The sequence below is a fragment of the Rhodanobacter ginsengisoli genome (genome assembly GCF_042657065.1).
Lineage (GTDB): Bacteria > Pseudomonadota > Gammaproteobacteria > Xanthomonadales > Rhodanobacteraceae > Rhodanobacter > Rhodanobacter ginsengisoli.
The window spans coordinates 685609-702221 of sequence record NZ_JBHSNF010000002.1 but is presented as its reverse complement, the minus strand read 5'-3'; the positions used below and the strand labels follow the sequence as shown (position 1 = coordinate 702221).

At 67.3% G+C, this 16613-nt stretch carries 18 protein-coding genes; 9 read left to right on the top strand and 9 right to left on the bottom strand.

The window, feature by feature from the left end; all coding sequences use genetic code 11:
• Nucleotides 1–15: 15 nt before the first annotated feature.
• Both msrB and ACFPPA_RS12380 read right to left on the bottom strand, forming a co-directional pair.
• Nucleotides 16–489 (bottom strand): peptide-methionine (R)-S-oxide reductase MsrB, encoded by a 474-nt coding sequence (msrB, locus tag ACFPPA_RS12385; RefSeq protein WP_377320286.1) that lies wholly within the window; start codon nt 487–489, stop codon nt 16–18.
• 66 nt (nt 490–555) lie between these two features.
• The gene (locus ACFPPA_RS12380; RefSeq protein ID WP_377320284.1) at nt 556–2442 is read right to left on the bottom strand and encodes a DEAD/DEAH box helicase; all 1887 of its coding nucleotides are present in this window, start codon (nt 2440–2442) and stop codon (nt 556–558) included.
• 172 nt (nt 2443–2614) lie between these two features.
• Here ACFPPA_RS12380 and ACFPPA_RS12375 point away from each other — a divergent pair, with 172 nt between their 5' ends.
• Nucleotides 2615–3811, top strand: a complete 1197-nt coding sequence (locus ACFPPA_RS12375; RefSeq protein ID WP_377320282.1) for a GGDEF domain-containing protein — start codon at nt 2615–2617, stop codon at nt 3809–3811.
• A 37-nt stretch (nt 3812–3848) separates the two neighbouring features.
• Here ACFPPA_RS12375 and ACFPPA_RS12370 read toward each other — a convergent pair whose 3' ends face one another.
• The gene (locus ACFPPA_RS12370) at nt 3849–4793 is read right to left on the bottom strand and encodes an oxygenase MpaB family protein (protein WP_377320280.1); all 945 of its coding nucleotides are present in this window, start codon (nt 4791–4793) and stop codon (nt 3849–3851) included.
• A 45-nt stretch (nt 4794–4838) separates the two neighbouring features.
• Entirely contained in the window at nt 4839–5264 is a 426-nt protein-coding gene (locus ACFPPA_RS12365; protein ID WP_377320278.1) for an OsmC family protein, read from the bottom strand.
• Nucleotides 5265–5408: 144 nt separating this feature from the next.
• Here ACFPPA_RS12365 and ACFPPA_RS12360 point away from each other — a divergent pair, with 144 nt between their 5' ends.
• From ACFPPA_RS12360 to ACFPPA_RS12335, 6 genes are all read left to right on the top strand, one after another.
• Nucleotides 5409–5684, top strand: coding sequence for a GNAT family N-acetyltransferase (locus ACFPPA_RS12360; RefSeq protein WP_377320276.1), 276 nt, complete (start codon nt 5409–5411; stop codon nt 5682–5684).
• A 94-nt stretch (nt 5685–5778) separates the two neighbouring features.
• Nucleotides 5779–6477 carry a DUF1345 domain-containing protein gene (locus ACFPPA_RS12355; protein ID WP_377320274.1) on the top strand — a complete coding sequence of 233 codons (699 nt, stop codon included), beginning with the start codon at nt 5779–5781 and terminating at the stop codon, nt 6475–6477.
• A gap of 266 nt (nt 6478–6743) precedes the next feature.
• On the top strand, nt 6744–7130 hold the full coding sequence (rsfS, locus tag ACFPPA_RS12350) for a ribosome silencing factor (protein ID WP_377320272.1): 387 nt from the start codon (nt 6744–6746) through the stop codon (nt 7128–7130).
• 360 nt (nt 7131–7490) lie between these two features.
• A complete protein-coding gene (gene rlmH / locus ACFPPA_RS12345) occupies nt 7491–7961 on the top strand; it encodes a 23S rRNA (pseudouridine(1915)-N(3))-methyltransferase RlmH (RefSeq protein WP_377320270.1) in 471 nt (156 codons plus the stop codon).
• Nucleotides 7962–7990: 29 nt separating this feature from the next.
• The gene (locus ACFPPA_RS12340) at nt 7991–8440 is read left to right on the top strand and encodes a GNAT family N-acetyltransferase (protein ID WP_377320268.1); all 450 of its coding nucleotides are present in this window, start codon (nt 7991–7993) and stop codon (nt 8438–8440) included.
• Between the two features lie 39 nt (nt 8441–8479).
• On the top strand, nt 8480–9052 hold the full coding sequence (locus ACFPPA_RS12335) for a Maf family protein (RefSeq protein ID WP_377320266.1): 573 nt from the start codon (nt 8480–8482) through the stop codon (nt 9050–9052).
• Nucleotides 9053–9058: 6 nt separating this feature from the next.
• On the opposite strand, the gene ACFPPA_RS12330 is transcribed toward ACFPPA_RS12335, so the two are convergent.
• Both ACFPPA_RS12330 and ACFPPA_RS12325 read right to left on the bottom strand, forming a co-directional pair.
• A complete protein-coding gene (locus tag ACFPPA_RS12330) occupies nt 9059–9883 on the bottom strand; it encodes a CPBP family intramembrane glutamic endopeptidase (protein ID WP_377320264.1) in 825 nt (274 codons plus the stop codon).
• Between the two features lie 158 nt (nt 9884–10041).
• Nucleotides 10042–10434: an MAPEG family protein gene (locus ACFPPA_RS12325; protein WP_377320262.1), complete on the bottom strand. Its 393-nt coding sequence runs from the start codon at nt 10432–10434 to the stop codon at nt 10042–10044.
• Between the two features lie 118 nt (nt 10435–10552).
• Between ACFPPA_RS12325 and ypfJ the strand changes: the two genes are divergently transcribed.
• The gene (ypfJ, locus tag ACFPPA_RS12320) at nt 10553–11410 is read left to right on the top strand and encodes a KPN_02809 family neutral zinc metallopeptidase (protein ID WP_377320260.1); all 858 of its coding nucleotides are present in this window, start codon (nt 10553–10555) and stop codon (nt 11408–11410) included.
• Between the two features lie 93 nt (nt 11411–11503).
• Nucleotides 11504–11881, top strand: coding sequence for a YkgJ family cysteine cluster protein (locus ACFPPA_RS12315; RefSeq protein WP_377320258.1), 378 nt, complete (start codon nt 11504–11506; stop codon nt 11879–11881).
• A gap of 33 nt (nt 11882–11914) precedes the next feature.
• On the opposite strand, the gene ACFPPA_RS12310 is transcribed toward ACFPPA_RS12315, so the two are convergent.
• The 3 genes from ACFPPA_RS12310 to ACFPPA_RS12300 form a co-directional block, all read right to left on the bottom strand.
• Complete coding sequence (locus ACFPPA_RS12310; protein WP_377320257.1) at nt 11915–12697, bottom strand: DODA-type extradiol aromatic ring-opening family dioxygenase; 783 nt, start codon at nt 12695–12697, stop codon at nt 11915–11917.
• A 111-nt stretch (nt 12698–12808) separates the two neighbouring features.
• Nucleotides 12809–14422 (bottom strand): tetratricopeptide repeat-containing sulfotransferase family protein, encoded by a 1614-nt coding sequence (locus ACFPPA_RS12305; protein ID WP_377320255.1) that lies wholly within the window; start codon nt 14420–14422, stop codon nt 12809–12811.
• A gap of 161 nt (nt 14423–14583) precedes the next feature.
• Complete coding sequence (locus ACFPPA_RS12300; RefSeq protein ID WP_377320253.1) at nt 14584–16488, bottom strand: DEAD/DEAH box helicase; 1905 nt, start codon at nt 16486–16488, stop codon at nt 14584–14586.
• Between the last annotated feature and the right edge of the window lie 125 nt (nt 16489–16613).

Below are 16613 nucleotides of genomic sequence, written 5' to 3'. Positions count from 1 at the left end.
CGAATTGCCGGAAATTCAGCTGTCCGTGTCCGGCTGCCCCTCCGGCGCGCCACGCTGAAGGCAATCCGGCAGCGGGTCGCCCTGTTCGGTAAAGGACAGCGATACCGAGTTGAGGCAGTGGCGGTCGCCGGTCGGCCTGGGGCCGTCGGGGAATACGTGGCCCAGATGGCTGCCGCAGCGTGCGCAGACTTCCTCGGTGCGGATCATGCCGTAGCTGGTGTCGCGGATCAGCCGGATATGGCTGTCGTCATAGGGTTTGAAGAAGCTCGGCCAGCCGGTACCCGAATCGAATTTCGCGCTGGAGCGGAACAGTGGCAGCCCGCAGAAGCGGCAGGTGTAGACGCCGTCCTTGTGGTTGTCCAGGAACACGCCGCAGAACGCCGCTTCGGTGCCGTGTTCCAGCAGCACGCGCTTTTCGTCGGCCGAGAGAGTGGCGGTGATATCGCGTCGCTGGGCGTCGCTGGGCGGGGTCAGATCGAATACGGTCATGCTGGACTCCTTGTGCGGCCGAATGCCGGGGCGGTCGTTATTGCTTCGATATTGGGGTGCCAGCGGTTACCCCAGGACGCGTTCGGCGGTGTCGTTCAACTGTCCCTGCACCTGGTTGATCGAGTCGCGGATGCGCTTGCTGAAGATCGAATCCTCGTGGTGGATCAGCAGCAGGTGCTCGGTGGCGCGGGTCATCGCCACGTACAGCAGGCGCGCCTCGTCGGCTTCGCGCTGGCCTTCCTTGGGCAAGCCGCCCAGGCCGGGGATGATCACGAACGGAAACTCCAGGCCCTTGCTGGAATGCATGGTCATCAGCTTGACGCTGTCTTCGACCACGAACAGGGTCTGCTTGCCCGTGTGGTCGGCGACCCGGCTGGGGATGCCGAGCTGCTGCAGTACCTCGTGCAGCTTGTCGCCTTCCCACTGGTTGCGGTACAGCACGGCCATGTCGGAATACGGACGGCCGCCGACGTGCTCGTCGCGCAGTCGCGCGATCAGCACGTCGAGCTGGGCGCGCGCGGTGTCGGTGCGCACCAGTTCGGGCACGGCGCCGCGGCGGCCGGCGCTTTCCGGTGCGATCAACGGCACGCCATCGTCGTCGTCGCTGCGCGACTCGAGCAGATCCTGGGCGAAGACCCGCGCGACAGAGAGGATCTCCAGCGTATTGCGATAGTTGAGCTTGAGGATGGTGGTGCGGCCCTGAGCCTGCACGCCGAGACTTTTCCAGCTGATCCTGCGCCGGTCGGTGTTGCCGTAGATGTTCTGCGCGTCGTCGTACAACACCAGCAGCGAGTTGGTCGCCGGGTCGATCATCTGCACGATCAGCTTGTACCAGTCCGGCTCGAAATCGTGGCCTTCGTCGACCAGCACGGCACCGTACTGGAAGCGGGGGATCTGGCCGCGATCGACCCCGTCGATGACGTTCTGCACCATCTGTTCGAAGAAGTCCTTGCTGCCCTGCGCGGGCAGATCCACGTGATACGCCACCAGCATCTTGCGACACCATTTGTGGAAGTTGTAGACCTGCACTTTCTCGCTCAGGCCGCGCTCGCCGATCAGCTGTTCCAGCCGCGCCGCCAGCGTCTTGTTGTAGCAGAGCACCAGGATGGGCTTGCCCAGCTCGCGTGCCAGCTGCATCGCGCGGAAGCCCAGGATCATGGTTTTTCCCGAGCCGGCCACGCCGTGGATGACCCGGTGCTCGCCGCCGATCGAGCGCGCCAGTTGCTCTTGCTGCGCATCCATCACCTTGACCAGGTCGGGAATCTCCAGCGGTCGCACCGCGGCATCGGTGGGTCCGAACAGGCCGAACTGGCCGCTGCCGGCTTCGACCCGCAGCTCGGGAAACAGGTGCCAGCGTACGCGGTCGATCTGCGGCAGGGTCATGGCCACCGGGAACACCTGCGGGAACATCGCCCACAGGCGCTCCTGGAACGCTTCGGCATCGACCGTCTCGTACAGTTCGTCGCGGCAGATCACCAGGTGTCCGGCAAGCACCTCGCCCAGTGCGCCCTCGTCGAACTGCTTGCGGGTGATGTTGGCCAGCACCACGCCCCAGGCCCACGGCATGATCAGTTTGCCGGCGTGGCGGGAACCCGCCGGATGGTGCAGGGCAGGGTCGCGCTCGAGTGCGTTGCTGATTTCCAGCGCGTGGGAGCGTGCCTGCAGCAGTGGATTGGGTTCCTTCGCCAGACCGCGTTCGGTGACCAGGGTGAACTGGGTGCTGTCGGCATGGCGGATGGTGTCGGCCTTCCAGTCCTTCACCTCCAGCACCAGCAGGCCACGGCGCGGATGGAAGATCACGAAGTCCGGGTGGCGTTGCTTGAGGCCGACCGGCACGTCGTACCACAGCAGGTAGTCATCCTCGAGCTTCTGCTCCAGACGCTCGGAGACGCGTTTCTCGCCACCGGTCATGCGCGGCAGGCAGCTGTTGCGGGTCGGAATGAGCGTGGCCATCCAGGATCCAGAAAGATTCGTGTAGTCGAAAGTAGCGAATCGCCGTGGGCTGTCAACGCTGACGTGGTTCGATGTCTGGGGGGTTAACGACTATTATTGAACCCCACTCCTTCAAGAGTGATACAAATGGTCGCACTGGATCTCGCCGACTGTTCGGCTCAGCGGATGCGCAATGGCTCTTCACATTGAAACGCTGTCGCTGATCAGCACCGTGCAGACCGCGGTGCTGGCCCTGATGCTGTGGGCGGGCACCCATCCCGGGGCGAGCGTGGCGCGCAACAGCCTGCATCTCCGGGCCGCGGCCTTTGCGGTGGAGGCGGCCGGGTGGGGCACCCTGGCGGCACATGCCTATCTGTCGCCGACGATGTTGTTGCTCGGCGGCAACGCGCTCAACCTGATTGCCATGGCCATGAGCGTGATTGCGTTGCGCATGCTGCTGGGCGAGCCGCTGCGCTGGCGGCTGGTGCTGGCGATCGGCGTGATCGGCTGGCTGGGCGTGGGCTGGTTCGGCCTGGTCCACCCGGATTACCGCTACCGTGTGCTGTGGGGTTCGGTGGCGATCACGTTGAACATGCTGCTGAACGTGGAAGCATTGACCAGCGGTTTTCGATGGCACTTTTCGCGCGCGCGCAACGTCCTGCTGCTGTTCTGCGTGATGGCGGTGGTCCTGGTGGTCTGGCGCAGCGGCCAGCTGTGGTTCGGCTCCGATCAGCCGCTCGCCACCAGCGTGCCCAGCGCCACGAATTTCATCTACATCAGCCTGTCGGGCATGCAGCCGTTGTTCGCCAGTATCGGCTTCCTGCTGCTGTACAACGAAATCCTGCAACAGGAATTGCACCTGCTGGCGCGGATCGACTCGCTGACCGGAGTGAAGAACCGGTTGGCGATCAATGAAATCATGCCTCGCAAGATGGCGCAGAGCGCGCGTTGGCAGCAGTCGCTGGCCGTCCTGATGATCGATGCCGACCATTTCAAGTCGGTCAACGATCGCTTCGGGCATGCCGGAGGTGACGTGGTGCTGTGCGCCATGGTCGCGAGCATTCGCGCCACCTTGCGCGAAACCGATGTGCTGGGCCGGGTGGGTGGCGAGGAGTTCGTGGTGCTGTCGTCGGGAACCGATTTGTCGGGTGCCCTGCGCCTGGGCGAGCGCATTCGCACGACGGTGGAGAGTACGTCGCTGCTGGTGGATGGCCAGGCCCTGCGGCTCACGGTTTCGATCGGAGTGACCACGGTCATGCCGGCCGAACAGGACAGCGCCGCGGTGCTGCATCGTGCCGACCAGGCCTTGTACGCAGCCAAGCGCGCGGGGCGCAACCGGGTGGTGTCGGCGTCGATGGATGACGATCAGGTGGCCACGCTGCCTGCCTGAGCCCGGCGTGGTCGGACGACGGGGCGCTGTCTGCGGATCATGGCCAGCGGCTCAGCTCGGCCGGATCGCGATCCATGCGCCGGCAGGCGCGGCTGGCGATGCCGTCGCGCAATGCGCTGCGAAATACCGGTGCAACCGACCACAGGGCACCTGCCGCCAGCCGGGACTGGCGTTGTCGCCATGGCGTATGGCCCAGCAGGACCGTCGCCCACTCCGGCAGCAGGGCGGTACCGGCCAGCAGGAACAGGTCCCGCGACAGGCCGGCCGCGGGCACCGGCAGGCGCACCTGCGAGAGCAGGTCGAGCACCACGCGGGAGCGTTCGGTGAAGGCCAGCTTGGGCTGGATCTGCCGGAAGTATTCTTCGACCTCGCGTTCGGATGCCGGGACCCGGGTGGCACCCAGTGCCTCGGCAATCCGCCGCACTTCATCGTAGTAGCGGTCCGCGGCACCGGCAGGCAGCACGACATGGCTGTAGCGGCGATAGCCCTGCAGGAAGCTGTAGGCCTCGGTGACATGCACCCAGGTCAGCAACTGCGGATCGTTCGCCGAGTAGGGACGGCCGTCCTCGGCATGGCCGACGATGTGTGCATGGATCTGCCTGACGTGTTCGATCAATGCATCGGCCTGCGCGCGCGGCGCATAGGTGGTGCCGCCGACGAACGCGGTGGTGCGGCGCAGCCGGCCGAGCAGGTCGCCGCGGAAATTGGAGTGGTCCCATACCCCGGCCAATGCCAGCGGATGCAGGGTCTGCAGGGTCAGCGCGGCCAGGCCACCGGACAGCATGCCCGGAAAATCCGCATGCACACGCCAGGTTGCGCTGTCCGGCCCGAACAGTCCGGGATCGCCCCGGGGCTGATCGTAGTCGAGGCTGCCGCTGTTGCTGCGCGGAAAGGCGCTGAGCACCCAGTGCCGGATCGCGGCCCGGAGCGGGCGCAGCGATTCGCGCGCAGTGCGGCTGAGAAAATCGGGGGGCGAGAACATGCCGCCAGTCTAGCGACATGCCGCGTCCGGACGATCGAGCGCCGTTTAACTTTCCAGGTTGGCGTCCAGCGTGATGGCGGCCCTGAGTACCTTGGATACCGGACAGGCCTGCTTGGTTGCCTGCGCGATCCGGTCGAACGTGGCCGCGTCGGCACCGGGCACCCTGGCCTTGCAGCTGAGATGCACTGCGGTGATCGAGAAGCCGTCGCCATCCTTTTCCAGCGTCACCACGGCCTTGGTGTCGATGCTGTCCGCCGTCAGGCCTGCCTCGCCCAGGCCGAGCGACAGCGCCATCGAATAGCAGCCGGCGTGGGCCGCGCCGATCAGTTCCTCGGGGTTGGTGCCGGGGCCGTCCTCGAAGCGCGACTTGAAGCCGTACGGCGCCTCGCGCAACGCACCGGTCTCGGTCGAGATCGTGCCCTGGCCATCCTTGATCCCGCCGGACCAGTGCGCCGATGCGGATTTCTTCATGGGTATTCTCCTGCTGCCGAAATGGAAAGGCGCACTATGCCCTGCGATGCATGCAGGCGGCGCGAACGCGTGGCGGTTCCGGCTTCACGTCCGGTTGCCCCGCGCGGATCGTATGCTTGCGGTTTCCATCCCGGCCAGGCGCACATGTCATTTCCCGTCCAGCACGATCGCACCGCACATCGCTTCGAGGCCCGGGTCGACGGTGCCGTCTGCGAGCTCGACTACCATCTGACCGGCGCCGTGATGACGATCACCCATACCGGTGTGCCGTCCGTAGCCCGCGGGCGGGGCATTGCCGCGGCGCTGGTGGAGGCGGCGTTTGCGGCGGCCCGCGCCGAAGGCTGGAAAGTGGTGCCGGCCTGCTCCTATGCTGCGGCGTGGATTCGGCGGCATCCGGAGTACCAGGAGCTGTGCGCCTGACACCCGATATCGCTCTGGGTGACAGCGGGCCGGGCGGGAGCACGGACCGATTCGATGCCACTCCGCTCGCCAGCGCACTGTGCAAGGGGTCCCTATGAGCAAGCCACTGCCCCCCGCGGAACCCGGAACCGGTGCAACCAGGCGTCGTGGCTGGCCACCGCTGAGGCTCGTCAGGGGCCGGCCATGGACGATCACGTCACTGGTGATCTTCCTGCTGACCGTGGCGGTGCTGAGCGGCTGCGGTCTGCGCCTGGCCAGTGCGGTGCTGCTGGGCTTCGATCTGGCAGCACTGGTGTTTCTCGGTTTCCTGGCCCGCTTGTTCAACCGGGCTACTCCGGCACGCATGCGCGACCAGGCACAGGTGCTGGACACCGGGCGCTGGGTGGTTCTGTGGGGTGGCGTGATCTTGTCGGCGGTGGTGCTGATGGCCCTCGGCAACGAATTGCACGTGGCCAGGAGCGGCGGCCTGGAGCCCCTGGTGGTGGGCGTGTCGAGCGTGGTCCTGAGCTGGCTGTTTCTCAACGTGATGTTCGCGATTCACTACGCACACGGCTATTACGGCAATTTCGGCGACAAGCACACCGGTCTGGAATTTCCCGGCACGCCGGCGCCGGATTACTGGGATTTCGCGTACTTCTCGATCGTGATCGGCATGACTTTCCAGGTCTCGGACGTGCAGATCGGCAGCCGCTACCTGCGCCGCGTGGTGCTGCTGCACAGCGTCATCGCGTTCTTCTTCAATGTGTTCATCATCGCGATCACGGTGAACATTGTGGCCGGGCAGGGAGGCTAGGCGACCGCCCGCGGCCCTGGCCAGTGGCGGTAAACACCCGGATCCGTCCGGTGCGGTCCGGCGGCCCGGGCATCCGTCGAAGTTGTTCGGGTCGGCATGCGCTCCGGCCGCCCGGCAGGCCCGCTGGGTGGTGTGGCTGAGGGGTGGGTTCCGGCGTCCGGCGGGCCCTGGCGCATCGAATGGCGCCTGGAGCACGCTGCACCGCAGGGCAGGTATACTGCGCACGCGCCATTTTGCGCTGCGATACCGTATTGAGGCTCCCCCTCTTGAGTACTGCCCGTACGAACAAGTCCGTCACCACGGCCACCCTGCGCAAGTCCGTCGTCGACGCGCTCGAAGAACTGAAAGCCAAGGACGTTCGCGAGATCGATGTCCGCGGCAAGACCTCCATCGCCGACTTGCTGGTGATCGCTTCCGGTACGTCGGCCCGCCACGTCAAATCCATCGCTGACGAAGTGATCAAGTTCGCCAAGAAGGCGGGCGTGATGCCGCTGGGTGTGGAAGGCGAGGTCGAGGGAGAATGGGTCCTGGTCGATCTGGGCGACGTGATCGTCCACGTGATGCTGCCCCGCATCCGCGAGTTCTACGGTCTCGAGCGACTGTGGACGGTGGGCGACCACGGGCATGAAGTCGACGCTGTGCAAGCGGGCTGAGCCCCATTCCCTTCTCTTCCGGGGAGGGGAATTGGCTGGATCGCCGATATTGTGCGGCGTATGCCGCCCGAAGGGCGGATAAGGCGGGTGCTCGCGGGCCCTCACGTCAATCCTCTCCCACAGGTGGGAGAGGAGGCGAGCGCAAGAAGCGCGGGAACTTTATGGGAGCGGGGCGGGCTTGATGCGGGTTCTGCGCAAGATTGACCCCTCGCCTCAATCCTCTCCCCGCAGGGGAGAGGAGGCAAAGGTGGCTTCGCAGCGTTCTTTCGTTGGAGCGCCTTCACCTCAATCCTCTCCCCGAGGGAGAGAGGAGGCGAACGAAGGCGCTGCGCGCCGGCATTTATCTGATCGACGGCAATCATGCGCGCGCGCCTGATCGCCGTCGGTGAACGCATGCCTGGCTGGGTCGCCGAGGGCTTTGCCGAATACCGCAAGCGGCTGTCGCACGAACTGCCGCTGGAACTGATCGAACTGAAACCGGGCAGCCGTGGCAAGGGCCGCGACGACGCGCGGGCGATCCAGGACGAGGGCGCCGCGATACTCGCCACCCTGCCGCACGATATCCATGTGGTGGCGCTCGATGGCGGTGGCCGGATGTGGTCCAGTGAGGAACTGGCCGATCAGCTGGCACGCTGGCGCATGGCCGGTCGCGATCTGGCGTTTCTGATCGGTGGTCCGGACGGGCACGCGCCCGAGGTGCTGGCGCGCGCCGACCAGCGCTGGTCGCTCGGTCCGCTGACCCTGCCGCACATGCTGGTGCGACTGGTGCTGGCCGAGCAGTTGTATCGCGCGACCACCATCATCGCCGGACACCCTTATCATCGTGCCTGATTGCGGTCCTGCTCGTGGAGTCCATCGTCATGTCGTTCCAGATCCGGCAAGCCACCATTCTCGACATCGATACACTGACGCCGCTGTTCGATGGCTATCGGCAGTTCTATGGCCAGCCCGCCGATCCGGCGCGGGCCCGCGGTTTCCTGATGGAGCGCATCCATCAGCATGAGTCGCTGATCCTGCTGGCGCGCGACGAAGCGGGCGCGGGGCTGGGCTTCACCCAGTTGTATCCGCTGTTTTCCTCGGTGCGCACGGTGCGCACGTGGCTGCTCAATGATCTGTTCGTGGTGGCGGCGGCGCGGCGGCAGGGCATCGCAGCTGCGCTGCTGAAAGCCGCCGCGGAGCATGCGCGGGCGTTGGGTGCGGCGAGCCTGTCCTTGTCGACGGCACGGGACAACGTGCCGGCGCAGGCGCTGTACGAGTCGCTGGGCTGGCAGCGCGACCAGCAGTTCTGCGAGTACAGCCTCACCCTGTGAGGCGCTACGCTGACGGCTTCACCATCGCCTGGAATCCGCATGCTTCATCTCGCCTCGCAGTCGCCGCGTCGGCGCCAGTTGCTGGAACAGCTCGGCGTCGAATTCGCCGTGGTCGATGTCGAGGTGACGGAACAGCGCGCGGCGGCGGAATCGCCCTCGACCTATGTGAGCCGCGTGGCGCGCGACAAGGCGCGCGCCGGCCTGGCCAGGCTCGATGCCGGGCAGGATGCGTGGGTACTCGGTGCGGACACCGAAGTGGTGCTGGACGACGAGGTGTTCGGCAAGCCGCGGGATGCCGAGGCGGCAGCGGCGATGCTGCGCCGCCTGTCCGGACGCACGCATGAGGTGATCTCGGCGGTCTGGCTGGTCGGCGCGCAGCGGGAGCAATCCTCCGTCTGTGTGTCGCAGGTGCGTTTTGCCACGCTGGACGAGCCGACCATCGCGGCCTATGTCGCTACCGGTGAGCCGTTCGGCAAGGCCGGCGGGTACGCGATCCAGGGCCGTGGCGCGGCCCTGATCGAGCATCTGCAAGGCAGCTATTCGGGGGTGATGGGGCTGCCGCTGTTCGAGACCGCGCAACTGCTGCGTCACGGCGGTATCGCGCCACGCTGAACGGATTCAGCCGGGCAGGTTGAACACCACGAACCAGGCGACCACGGCCAGCAGGTTATTGACCCCATGCGCCAGCACGGCCGGCCAGATCGAGCCCGATCGGAGTCGCAGCCAGGCCAGCACCATGGCCAGCAGGGCCAGCTCCGGCAGCGCGTACCAGCCGAACTGCAGGCCCGGCAGATGGACCAGCGCGAATAGCGACGAGCTGATCAGCACGGCCCAGCCGGTGCGCCAGCGCTGCATCAGGGCCGACAACAGCACCCCGCGGAACAGCAGTTCCTCCAGCAGCGGCCCCAGGCTGATCACCAGCAGAACCAGCGGAATGCGCAACCCCAGGGGCGTGTTGGCGCCGAGCTGCCGGATATCCTGGGTTACCGCGTGGCCGTGGGCCAGCCACTCGGTCAGCAGCCCGCCCAGCAGCGGTGCCGCCAGCCCGACCACCAGCGCCAGCACGAGGAACAGCGGCCGCCGGGGCGGCGCAAAGCCGAATCCCGGCGGTCGTCCCAGCGACCACAGCTGTGGCCATCTCCGGCGCGTCAGCCACAGCGTCAGCAGTGCTGCTACACCGAGCGAAAACATGACCAGCACGGCCTGCAGGCCAGGCATCGCCTGGATCGTGCTGTCGATGCCCGGCCGGCCATGCCGGAAGCCTTCGACCAGGGCCATCACCAGCGAGAGCAGTGCGCCGGCCGCCGACTGCAGCGCGAAATACAGCACGATCAGGCCTGCGGCTGCCCACAGGCCGGGCGCCGGCGCACTGGCCTGCGGGACCGGTGGAGGCTGCGGTGTCGACGATGGCAGCGGGTGTGCCGTGCGGGAAATGACGTTCATCAGTGAACTATGCCGCAAGTGCGCTGAACGGGCTTGTCCGGAGGTTGCGCGCCCGATCAGTCGGCGGGGCCGCACCCGGGTGCGCGCGATTGCAGGGTCATCGGATCGGATCGCTCCGCGGGGTCGTGCCCGGCCTGCCGGTCCGAGCGTGGACCCGATCAGCCGATCAGCATCAGGCGTCCCACGCCGAAGCAGGCCATCACCAGCAGGGCCAGCCAGCCGAGCATGCTCAGCGTGAATCCCGGCCCACGCCTGGACGCATCCTTGAGGTAGGCCACCGCATACCACGCCCGGCCGGCCAGCCAGACCAGGCCGGCCACGCCGGCCCAGCCACTGAAGCCGTAGGTGGCGGCCAGCCACAGGGTGGGCAGGAACATCACGGTCTGCTCCAGCGTATTCATCTGTACCCGGTAGGCGCGTTCGAAGGCCGGATCGCCGGTGGTGGCGGGCGCCTTGATGCCGTACTTGCCGCGGGCGTGGCCGACGGCCCACATGGTGCCGAGCAGCAGGAACACGGTAAGCAGGGTCACCAGGGCAGGCAGATGGGTCATGCGGAAGTCCTCACGAAAGGTGGTCTACTTTAGCTGCAGTGTGTGCATGGTGCCGCCGCAGGCGACACGCTATCGTCTACATCGGTATCGGAACGCGTGATCAGTCGGCGAGGCATCTATGGATTGGCGAAAAGGCGGCAGCAGCAGCAACGTCGAGGTCGACAGCGGTGGCGGCGGCCCGCGCTTCGGCGGCGGTGGTCGCGGCATGGGACTGGGCGGCCTGATCGTGCTGGCGATCCTGGGCTGGATCTTCTTCAAGAATCCGCTGGCCCTGCTGGAGCAGGGCGGCCAGCAGGATGCCGGCACGCAGAGCAGCGTGCCGGTGCAGGTCGATCCCGAGCAGAAGGCGTTCGTCAGCGCGATCCTGCATTCGACCGAACAGACCTGGGGCGCGATCTTCCAGGCCAGGGGCATGACCTACGTCGACCCGCGGTTGCACCTGTTCAGCGGTGGCGTGAACACCGCCTGCGGCGGAGCCAGTACCGCGGTGGGGCCGTTCTACTGCCCTTCCGACCAGAAGGTCTATCTGGATCTGGCGTTCTTCCAGCAATTGCAGGACGAGCTGCATTCCTCCGGCGATTTCGCGCGTGCCTACGTGATCGCGCATGAAGTGGGTCATCACGTGCAGAAGCTGACCGGGGTGTTCGACAAGGTCGACGCCGCACGCCGTCGCGGCGTGCCGATGGACGGGGCCGACGGATTGTCGGTGCGACAGGAGTTGCAGGCCGACTGCTACGCGGGCGTGTGGGCCAACCACAGCCAGCAGGAACTGCACTGGCTGCAGCCCGGCGACATCGAGTCGGCGCTCAACGCCGCCAGCCACATCGGCGACGACACCCTGCAGCAGCAGGCGCAGGGCCGGGTGCGTCCGGACACGTTCACCCACGGCACCTCGGCGCAACGGGTGAAGTGGTTCAAGACCGGCTTCGGCAGTGGCGACGTGGATCAGTGCAACACGTTTGCCGGCGAGCCGTGATCGGGGTTCGCGTTGCGGGTCCGCACAGCGCGCCCGCAACGCTCTAGAATCGGCGGGCTGCGCGCCTCGGGGTGCGCCCTGGTCTGCCGTTCGATGGAACATCCCTGCCTGCGTTGCGGTGCCTGTTGCGCGTTCTTTCGCGTGGCGTTCCACTGGTCGGAAGCGGACGCCTTCCTGGGTGGCAACGTACCGCCCGAACTGACCGAAAAACTCGATCCGCATCGCCTGGCGATGCGCGGTACCGATGCCGCCAAACCGCGCTGCGTGGCGTTGCGGGGGACGGTCGGTGAGGCGGCGCACTGTGGCATCTATGCGCAGCGACCCTCGGTATGCCGCGAAGTGCAGCCGTCGTGGGAGTTCGGTGCGATCAGCCCCCAGTGCGACAAGGCGCGACTGGCGCACGGCCTGCCGCTGCTGACGGCGCAGGACTGGATCGAGCCGGGCGATCCGGACATGCCCCGGACCGGCTGAACGCCGGACCGGTGGATCCGGCGAGCCGCCGGCTCAGTCGAAGCGGTAGATGTCCATCGCCAGCAGCCCCAGGTCGATGCCGGCATCGATGCGCCGGGCGCGTGCGTTCGCGCCGGCCGCCCCCCGTGCCACGAACAGCGGCAGCAGGTGCTCGTCGGTGGGATGGGCGCGGACGGCGAACGGTGCCCGACGTCGGTAATCGAGCAAGGCGTCGATGTCGCCGGCGTCGAGCCGCTGCTCGATCCATTCGATGAATGGCTTCACGTACGGTGCCTGCCGTTCATCGCTGTAGCCGGCACCGAGGTCATGCAGGTTGTGCGTGATGCTGCCCGAGCCGATCACCAGCACGCCCTCGTCGCGTAGCGGCGCCAGTGCCTGCCCCAGCGCATGGTGATGCGCCGGACCCAGCTCGGGCTGGATCGAGATCGGCACGATCGGGATGTCGGCCTGCGGATAGAGCAGGCGCAACGGCACCCAGGCGCCGTGGTCGAGGCCCCGTCCGGGGTCGACCGTCGCTGCGAGACCGGCCTGATCGAGCAGCCGGGCCACCCGTTCGGCCAGCGCCGGAGCACCCGGCGCCGGGTAGCGCAGTCGATACAGCGCCGCTGGAAAGCCGCCGAAGTCATGGATGGTTTGCGGTTGCTCCGCGCTGCCGACCTGCGGGCGGCGCGACAACCAGTGGGCACTGGCCATCACGATCGCCTGCGGCCGCGGCAGCGCGGCGGCCAGCGCGGCCAGCCGCTCGCCGGTCAGGCCGGGCTGCAATGCAGTCATCGGCGAGCCGTGTGAAATGTACAGGCTGGGCAGGGCGGTCATGTCGGGTCTTGTTCCGCTGGAATCCATGCCGTGATGATGGGGTCCGGTCCGTGCGTTTGCATCGGCCAGAACGGAAACGATGCGTTGCCCCCGGTGCACGACTGTGTGGCATCAGCGGATCGTCGGCATGCCCAGGCCGAAGCGCAGCGGATCGAGGCGGGCGCCGTAATGGCCGGCACGGGTGGTATCGCGCTGCAACGGCTGGCGCACCTGCGCGGCGCTGGCGGTGCGTACGTTGCGCGTGGCCCGGTGGTAGTCCAGGCAGGCCGGGTCGAACGGCAGTCCGCAAAACGCCAGCAGTTCGCGGATCTCGTGTGCGGGGTCGGCCAGCAACGCCTCGTAGTGCTGGATGCGGATACGGCGCGGCGCGGCCGCCTGCCATATCGCCATCACGCGCTGGTAATCGCCGATGTAGGCTGCGATGTCGGTCAGCGTGCAGGCGAAGTGCGGCAACCGGTAGAACTGCTGCTTGTAGCAGGACCAGCCCGCTTCCAGTGGATCGCGGCGCACGTCCACGATGCATGCACCGGGCAGCATCGCGCCCAGCACACCGCCGAGCAGCCAGTTCGACGGCAGCTTGTCGGTATGGCGCGGCCGGCTCAGGCGCCAGCGCGCGGTGAGTTCCAGATAGCGCAGGCCCAGTCGCTGCCAGTCATCGGTCGTGGCTGCGCTCATCCACTGCAGCAGGGGCTGGCGGCGGCGCGCCGACTCCTCGCTGAGCACCTGTTCCAGATCCGGCAGCTCGCTGGCGCCTTCCACTTCGGCGTGGGCGGCGAGGACCTGCTCGAACAGGGTGGAGCCGGAGCGCGGCAGCCCGACGATGAAGATCACCTCATGGCCCAGCGCCGCGTGTGTCGCTGTCGGCAGTCGCGCCGAGGCGGCGAGCATGGCCTCGACGTGGGCATGGAACGCGCCCGCATGCCATGGCGCGAGCTGGCGCAGGCGGGTGTTGGCTTCGTTCAATGCGACAAAGGCCGCTTCGTACAGGCCGTGATCCTCGCACAGCTTGCCCAGCGCAAATCCCATCGCGATGCGATCGGCAACCGCCAGCCCGGGTTGGCGCAGGGCCGCGCCCAGCCGTTCGCGATCCGCGGCGGACAGCGGCCGCGTCTTGATGTTGGCCAGCCCGCGCCAGGCGTCGCCGCAGGCCGGGTGGAGCGCGAGTGCCGCGCGATAGCTTGCATCGGCCTCGTCGAAACGACCGGCGTGCACCAGCGCGTCGCCGAGCAGGATCAGCGCCGGCAGGAAGCCCGGCGCCAGCACATGCGCCCGCTGCAGTGCCTCGATGGCGGCGTGGGTGTCGCCGTGCTGCTGCAGGTTGCGGCCGAGATTGAACCACGGCATCGGTGCATCCGGCGCCAGGGTGCAGGCTTCTCGCCAGCTGGCGAACGCCGCGTCGAGTTCGCCGGCAGCCTGTTGCGCGTTGCCCAGATCGGAATGTGCCAGTGCATAGTCCGGCCATTGCGCGATGGCCTGCTGCAGCGCGTTGCGGGCATCGGCATGGCGCTGGGCGCGGCTGTGCAGCAGGCCATACAGGCGCAGTGCCTCCGGGTGGGCCGGCGTCAGTGCGAGCGTGGCGTCGAGCGCCCGTCGCGCCGCCTCTTCGGCACCGTCGCGAATGGCATGCGCCGCAGCCTGCAGGTGCTGCAGGGCCGCCGGCGTGAGGCCGGCGAGATTGGGTTCGAAGCGATGGGGCGGAAGCTGCCCGGTAGCGGGGCTGGACATGCGGCGATTTCGCAGCGGCGATGATCCGCCCGATGGTACGCGGTCGCGGCGTCGCTTATCGAGCGCTGGTTCATCCGGCTGCCGTGACTGCCTCGCGAAGCGATGCACGGAAGCGCTTCATCGCGCCGCCGGCCCGGGGCCGGCGATGCGATGCATTCGGCCTACTTCCGGCGCGGCGGCTTGCCGCCGCTGGGCCGCGGCTTGAACCCGCCGGGCTTCTTGAAGCCACCCGGCTTGTGCGAAGGCGGTGCACTGGTGCCGGTGTCGGTACCGTCCCACTCGTGAATGCGCAACTGCTGCTGCACCACCCACACCTTCTTCAGGTGCTCGAACACTTCCGCCGGCATGCCGTCGGGCAGGTCGATCAGGCTGTAGTGGTCGCGGATGCTGAGGCGACCGATGAACTGGCTCTCCAGCCCGGCTTCGTTGGCGATCGCGCCGACGATGTTGCCGGGCTTCACGCCATGCTCGTGGCCGACTTCGATGCGGTAGGTGCGCTTGCCTTCCTCGGTGGCATGCGCGCGTACCGGACGATGGCCGGACTCGCGCGACGGCGCGTTCTCGTGCGCACCATGCTCGCGGGGCCGGTCATGCGGCCTGGCCTCGCGCGGTGCGTGGCTGGCCGCGGCATCGCGACCGGGCACGTGCCGCTCGTTGCCGCTGCGTTCGCGCGGGGCACGGTCATTGCGCTCGCGGCTGGCGGACTCGTATTTCTCGCGCTTCGGCGGCGGCGCCAGCAACAGCGGCTGGTCGCCCTGCGCGATGCGCGCCAGTGCGGCAGCGATCTCGATCGCCGGCACGTTGTGTTCCTGCTCGTACTGTTCGATCAGCTGTTGGAACTGGCCCAGGTCTTCCCGGCCCAGCATGTCGGTGATGCGTTGCTTGAACTTGCCGATGCGCACGTCGTTGACCACATCGACCGACGGCAGCTGCATCTGCTCGATCGGCTGCCGGGTGGCGCGCTCGATCGCGCCCAGCATGCCGCGCTCGCGCGGGCTGACGAACAGGATGGCTTCGCCGCTGCGGCCGGCGCGGCCGGTGCGACCGATGCGGTGCACGTAGCTCTCGGTGTCGTACGGGATGTCGTAATTGAATACGTGGCTGATCCGGTCCACGTCCAGGCCGCGTGCGGCCACGTCGGTGGCGACCAGGATGTCCAGCTTGCCGTCCTTCAGTTGCTGGATCACCCGCTCGCGTTGCGGCTGGGCGATGTCGCCGTTGATGGCGGCGGCGGCCAGGCCACGCGCCTGCAGCTTGCCGGCGAGCTCCTCGGTAGCCTGCTTGGTGCGCGCGAAGATGATCATCGCGTCGAACGGTTCGGCCTCGAGGATGCGGGTCAACGCATCGAGCTTGTGCATGCCGCTGACGAACCAGTAGCGCTGGCGGATGTTCGGCGCGGTACTGGTGGACGTCTTGATGGTGACTTCGACCGGATCCTTCAGATGACGCTGGGCGATCTTGCGGATCACCGACGGCATGGTCGCCGAGAACAGCGCGACCTGGCGTTCCGGCGGCGTCGCCTGCAGCACTTTCTCGACGTCGTCGATGAAGCCCATGCGCAGCATTTCATCCGCTTCGTCGAGCACCAGGTATTTCAGCTCGGACAGGTCCAGCGTGCCCTTGTTCATGTGATCGATCACGCGGCCCGGCGTGCCGACCACCACGTGCACGCCGCGCTTGAGCGAATGCAGCTGCGGGCCGTAGCTCTGGCCACCGTAGATCGGCAGCACCTGGAAGCCCGGGATGTGCGCGGCATAGCGCTGGAATGCTTCGGCTACCTGGATCGCCAGTTCGCGCGTGGGTGCCAGCACCAGTGCCTGCGGCTTGCCGGCGCGCGGGGTGAGGCGCGACAGGATCGGCAGCGCGAACGCGGCAGTCTTGCCGGTGCCGGTCTGGGCCTGACCCAGCACGTCACGACCTTCCAGCAGGGGCGGGATGGTCGCGGCCTGGATCGGCGAAGGTGATTCATAGCCAACATCGGCCAGTACGCGCAGAACGTCGGGGTGCAGCGCGAGTGCGCCGAAGCCGGACGGAACCGGGGCGTTGTCGGAAACGGGGGATGACATGGGGGGAACCTCGGAACAGATGGCAGCATCGGGAACGCGACGCGCGAGCCGGGCATTCTACCATTTTCCGCGCTGAAGCGTGACAGAGCCCACGGAATGTGCCATGCCGCCTGCGCGGGTATCCT

Excerpts from the sequence above, each read along its gene's own strand:
- ypfJ (WP_377320260.1), top strand. The coding sequence starts at position 10,553 with ATGGATTGGCGAAAAGGCGGCAGCAGCAGCAACGTCGAGGTCGACAGC.
- ACFPPA_RS12375 (WP_377320282.1), top strand. The coding sequence starts at position 2,615 with ATGGCTCTTCACATTGAAACGCTGTCGCTGATCAGCACCGTGCAGACC.
- ACFPPA_RS12355 (WP_377320274.1), top strand. The coding sequence starts at position 5,779 with ATGAGCAAGCCACTGCCCCCCGCGGAACCCGGAACCGGTGCAACCAGG.
- msrB (WP_377320286.1), bottom strand. The coding sequence starts at position 489 with ATGACCGTATTCGATCTGACCCCGCCCAGCGACGCCCAGCGACGCGAT.
- rlmH (WP_377320270.1), top strand. The coding sequence starts at position 7,491 with ATGCGCGCGCGCCTGATCGCCGTCGGTGAACGCATGCCTGGCTGGGTC.
- ACFPPA_RS12305 (WP_377320255.1), bottom strand. The coding sequence starts at position 14,422 with ATGTCCAGCCCCGCTACCGGGCAGCTTCCGCCCCATCGCTTCGAACCC.
- ACFPPA_RS12310 (WP_377320257.1), bottom strand. The coding sequence starts at position 12,697 with ATGACCGCCCTGCCCAGCCTGTACATTTCACACGGCTCGCCGATGACT.
- ACFPPA_RS12360 (WP_377320276.1), top strand. The coding sequence starts at position 5,409 with ATGTCATTTCCCGTCCAGCACGATCGCACCGCACATCGCTTCGAGGCC.
- ACFPPA_RS12370 (WP_377320280.1), bottom strand. The coding sequence starts at position 4,793 with ATGTTCTCGCCCCCCGATTTTCTCAGCCGCACTGCGCGCGAATCGCTG.
- ACFPPA_RS12300 (WP_377320253.1), bottom strand. The coding sequence starts at position 16,488 with ATGTCATCCCCCGTTTCCGACAACGCCCCGGTTCCGTCCGGCTTCGGC.
- ACFPPA_RS12315 (WP_377320258.1), top strand. The coding sequence starts at position 11,504 with ATGGAACATCCCTGCCTGCGTTGCGGTGCCTGTTGCGCGTTCTTTCGC.
- ACFPPA_RS12325 (WP_377320262.1), bottom strand. The coding sequence starts at position 10,434 with ATGACCCATCTGCCTGCCCTGGTGACCCTGCTTACCGTGTTCCTGCTG.
- ACFPPA_RS12365 (WP_377320278.1), bottom strand. The coding sequence starts at position 5,264 with ATGAAGAAATCCGCATCGGCGCACTGGTCCGGCGGGATCAAGGATGGC.
- ACFPPA_RS12335 (WP_377320266.1), top strand. The coding sequence starts at position 8,480 with ATGCTTCATCTCGCCTCGCAGTCGCCGCGTCGGCGCCAGTTGCTGGAA.
- ACFPPA_RS12340 (WP_377320268.1), top strand. The coding sequence starts at position 7,991 with ATGTCGTTCCAGATCCGGCAAGCCACCATTCTCGACATCGATACACTG.
- ACFPPA_RS12380 (WP_377320284.1), bottom strand. The coding sequence starts at position 2,442 with ATGGCCACGCTCATTCCGACCCGCAACAGCTGCCTGCCGCGCATGACC.
- ACFPPA_RS12330 (WP_377320264.1), bottom strand. The coding sequence starts at position 9,883 with ATGAACGTCATTTCCCGCACGGCACACCCGCTGCCATCGTCGACACCG.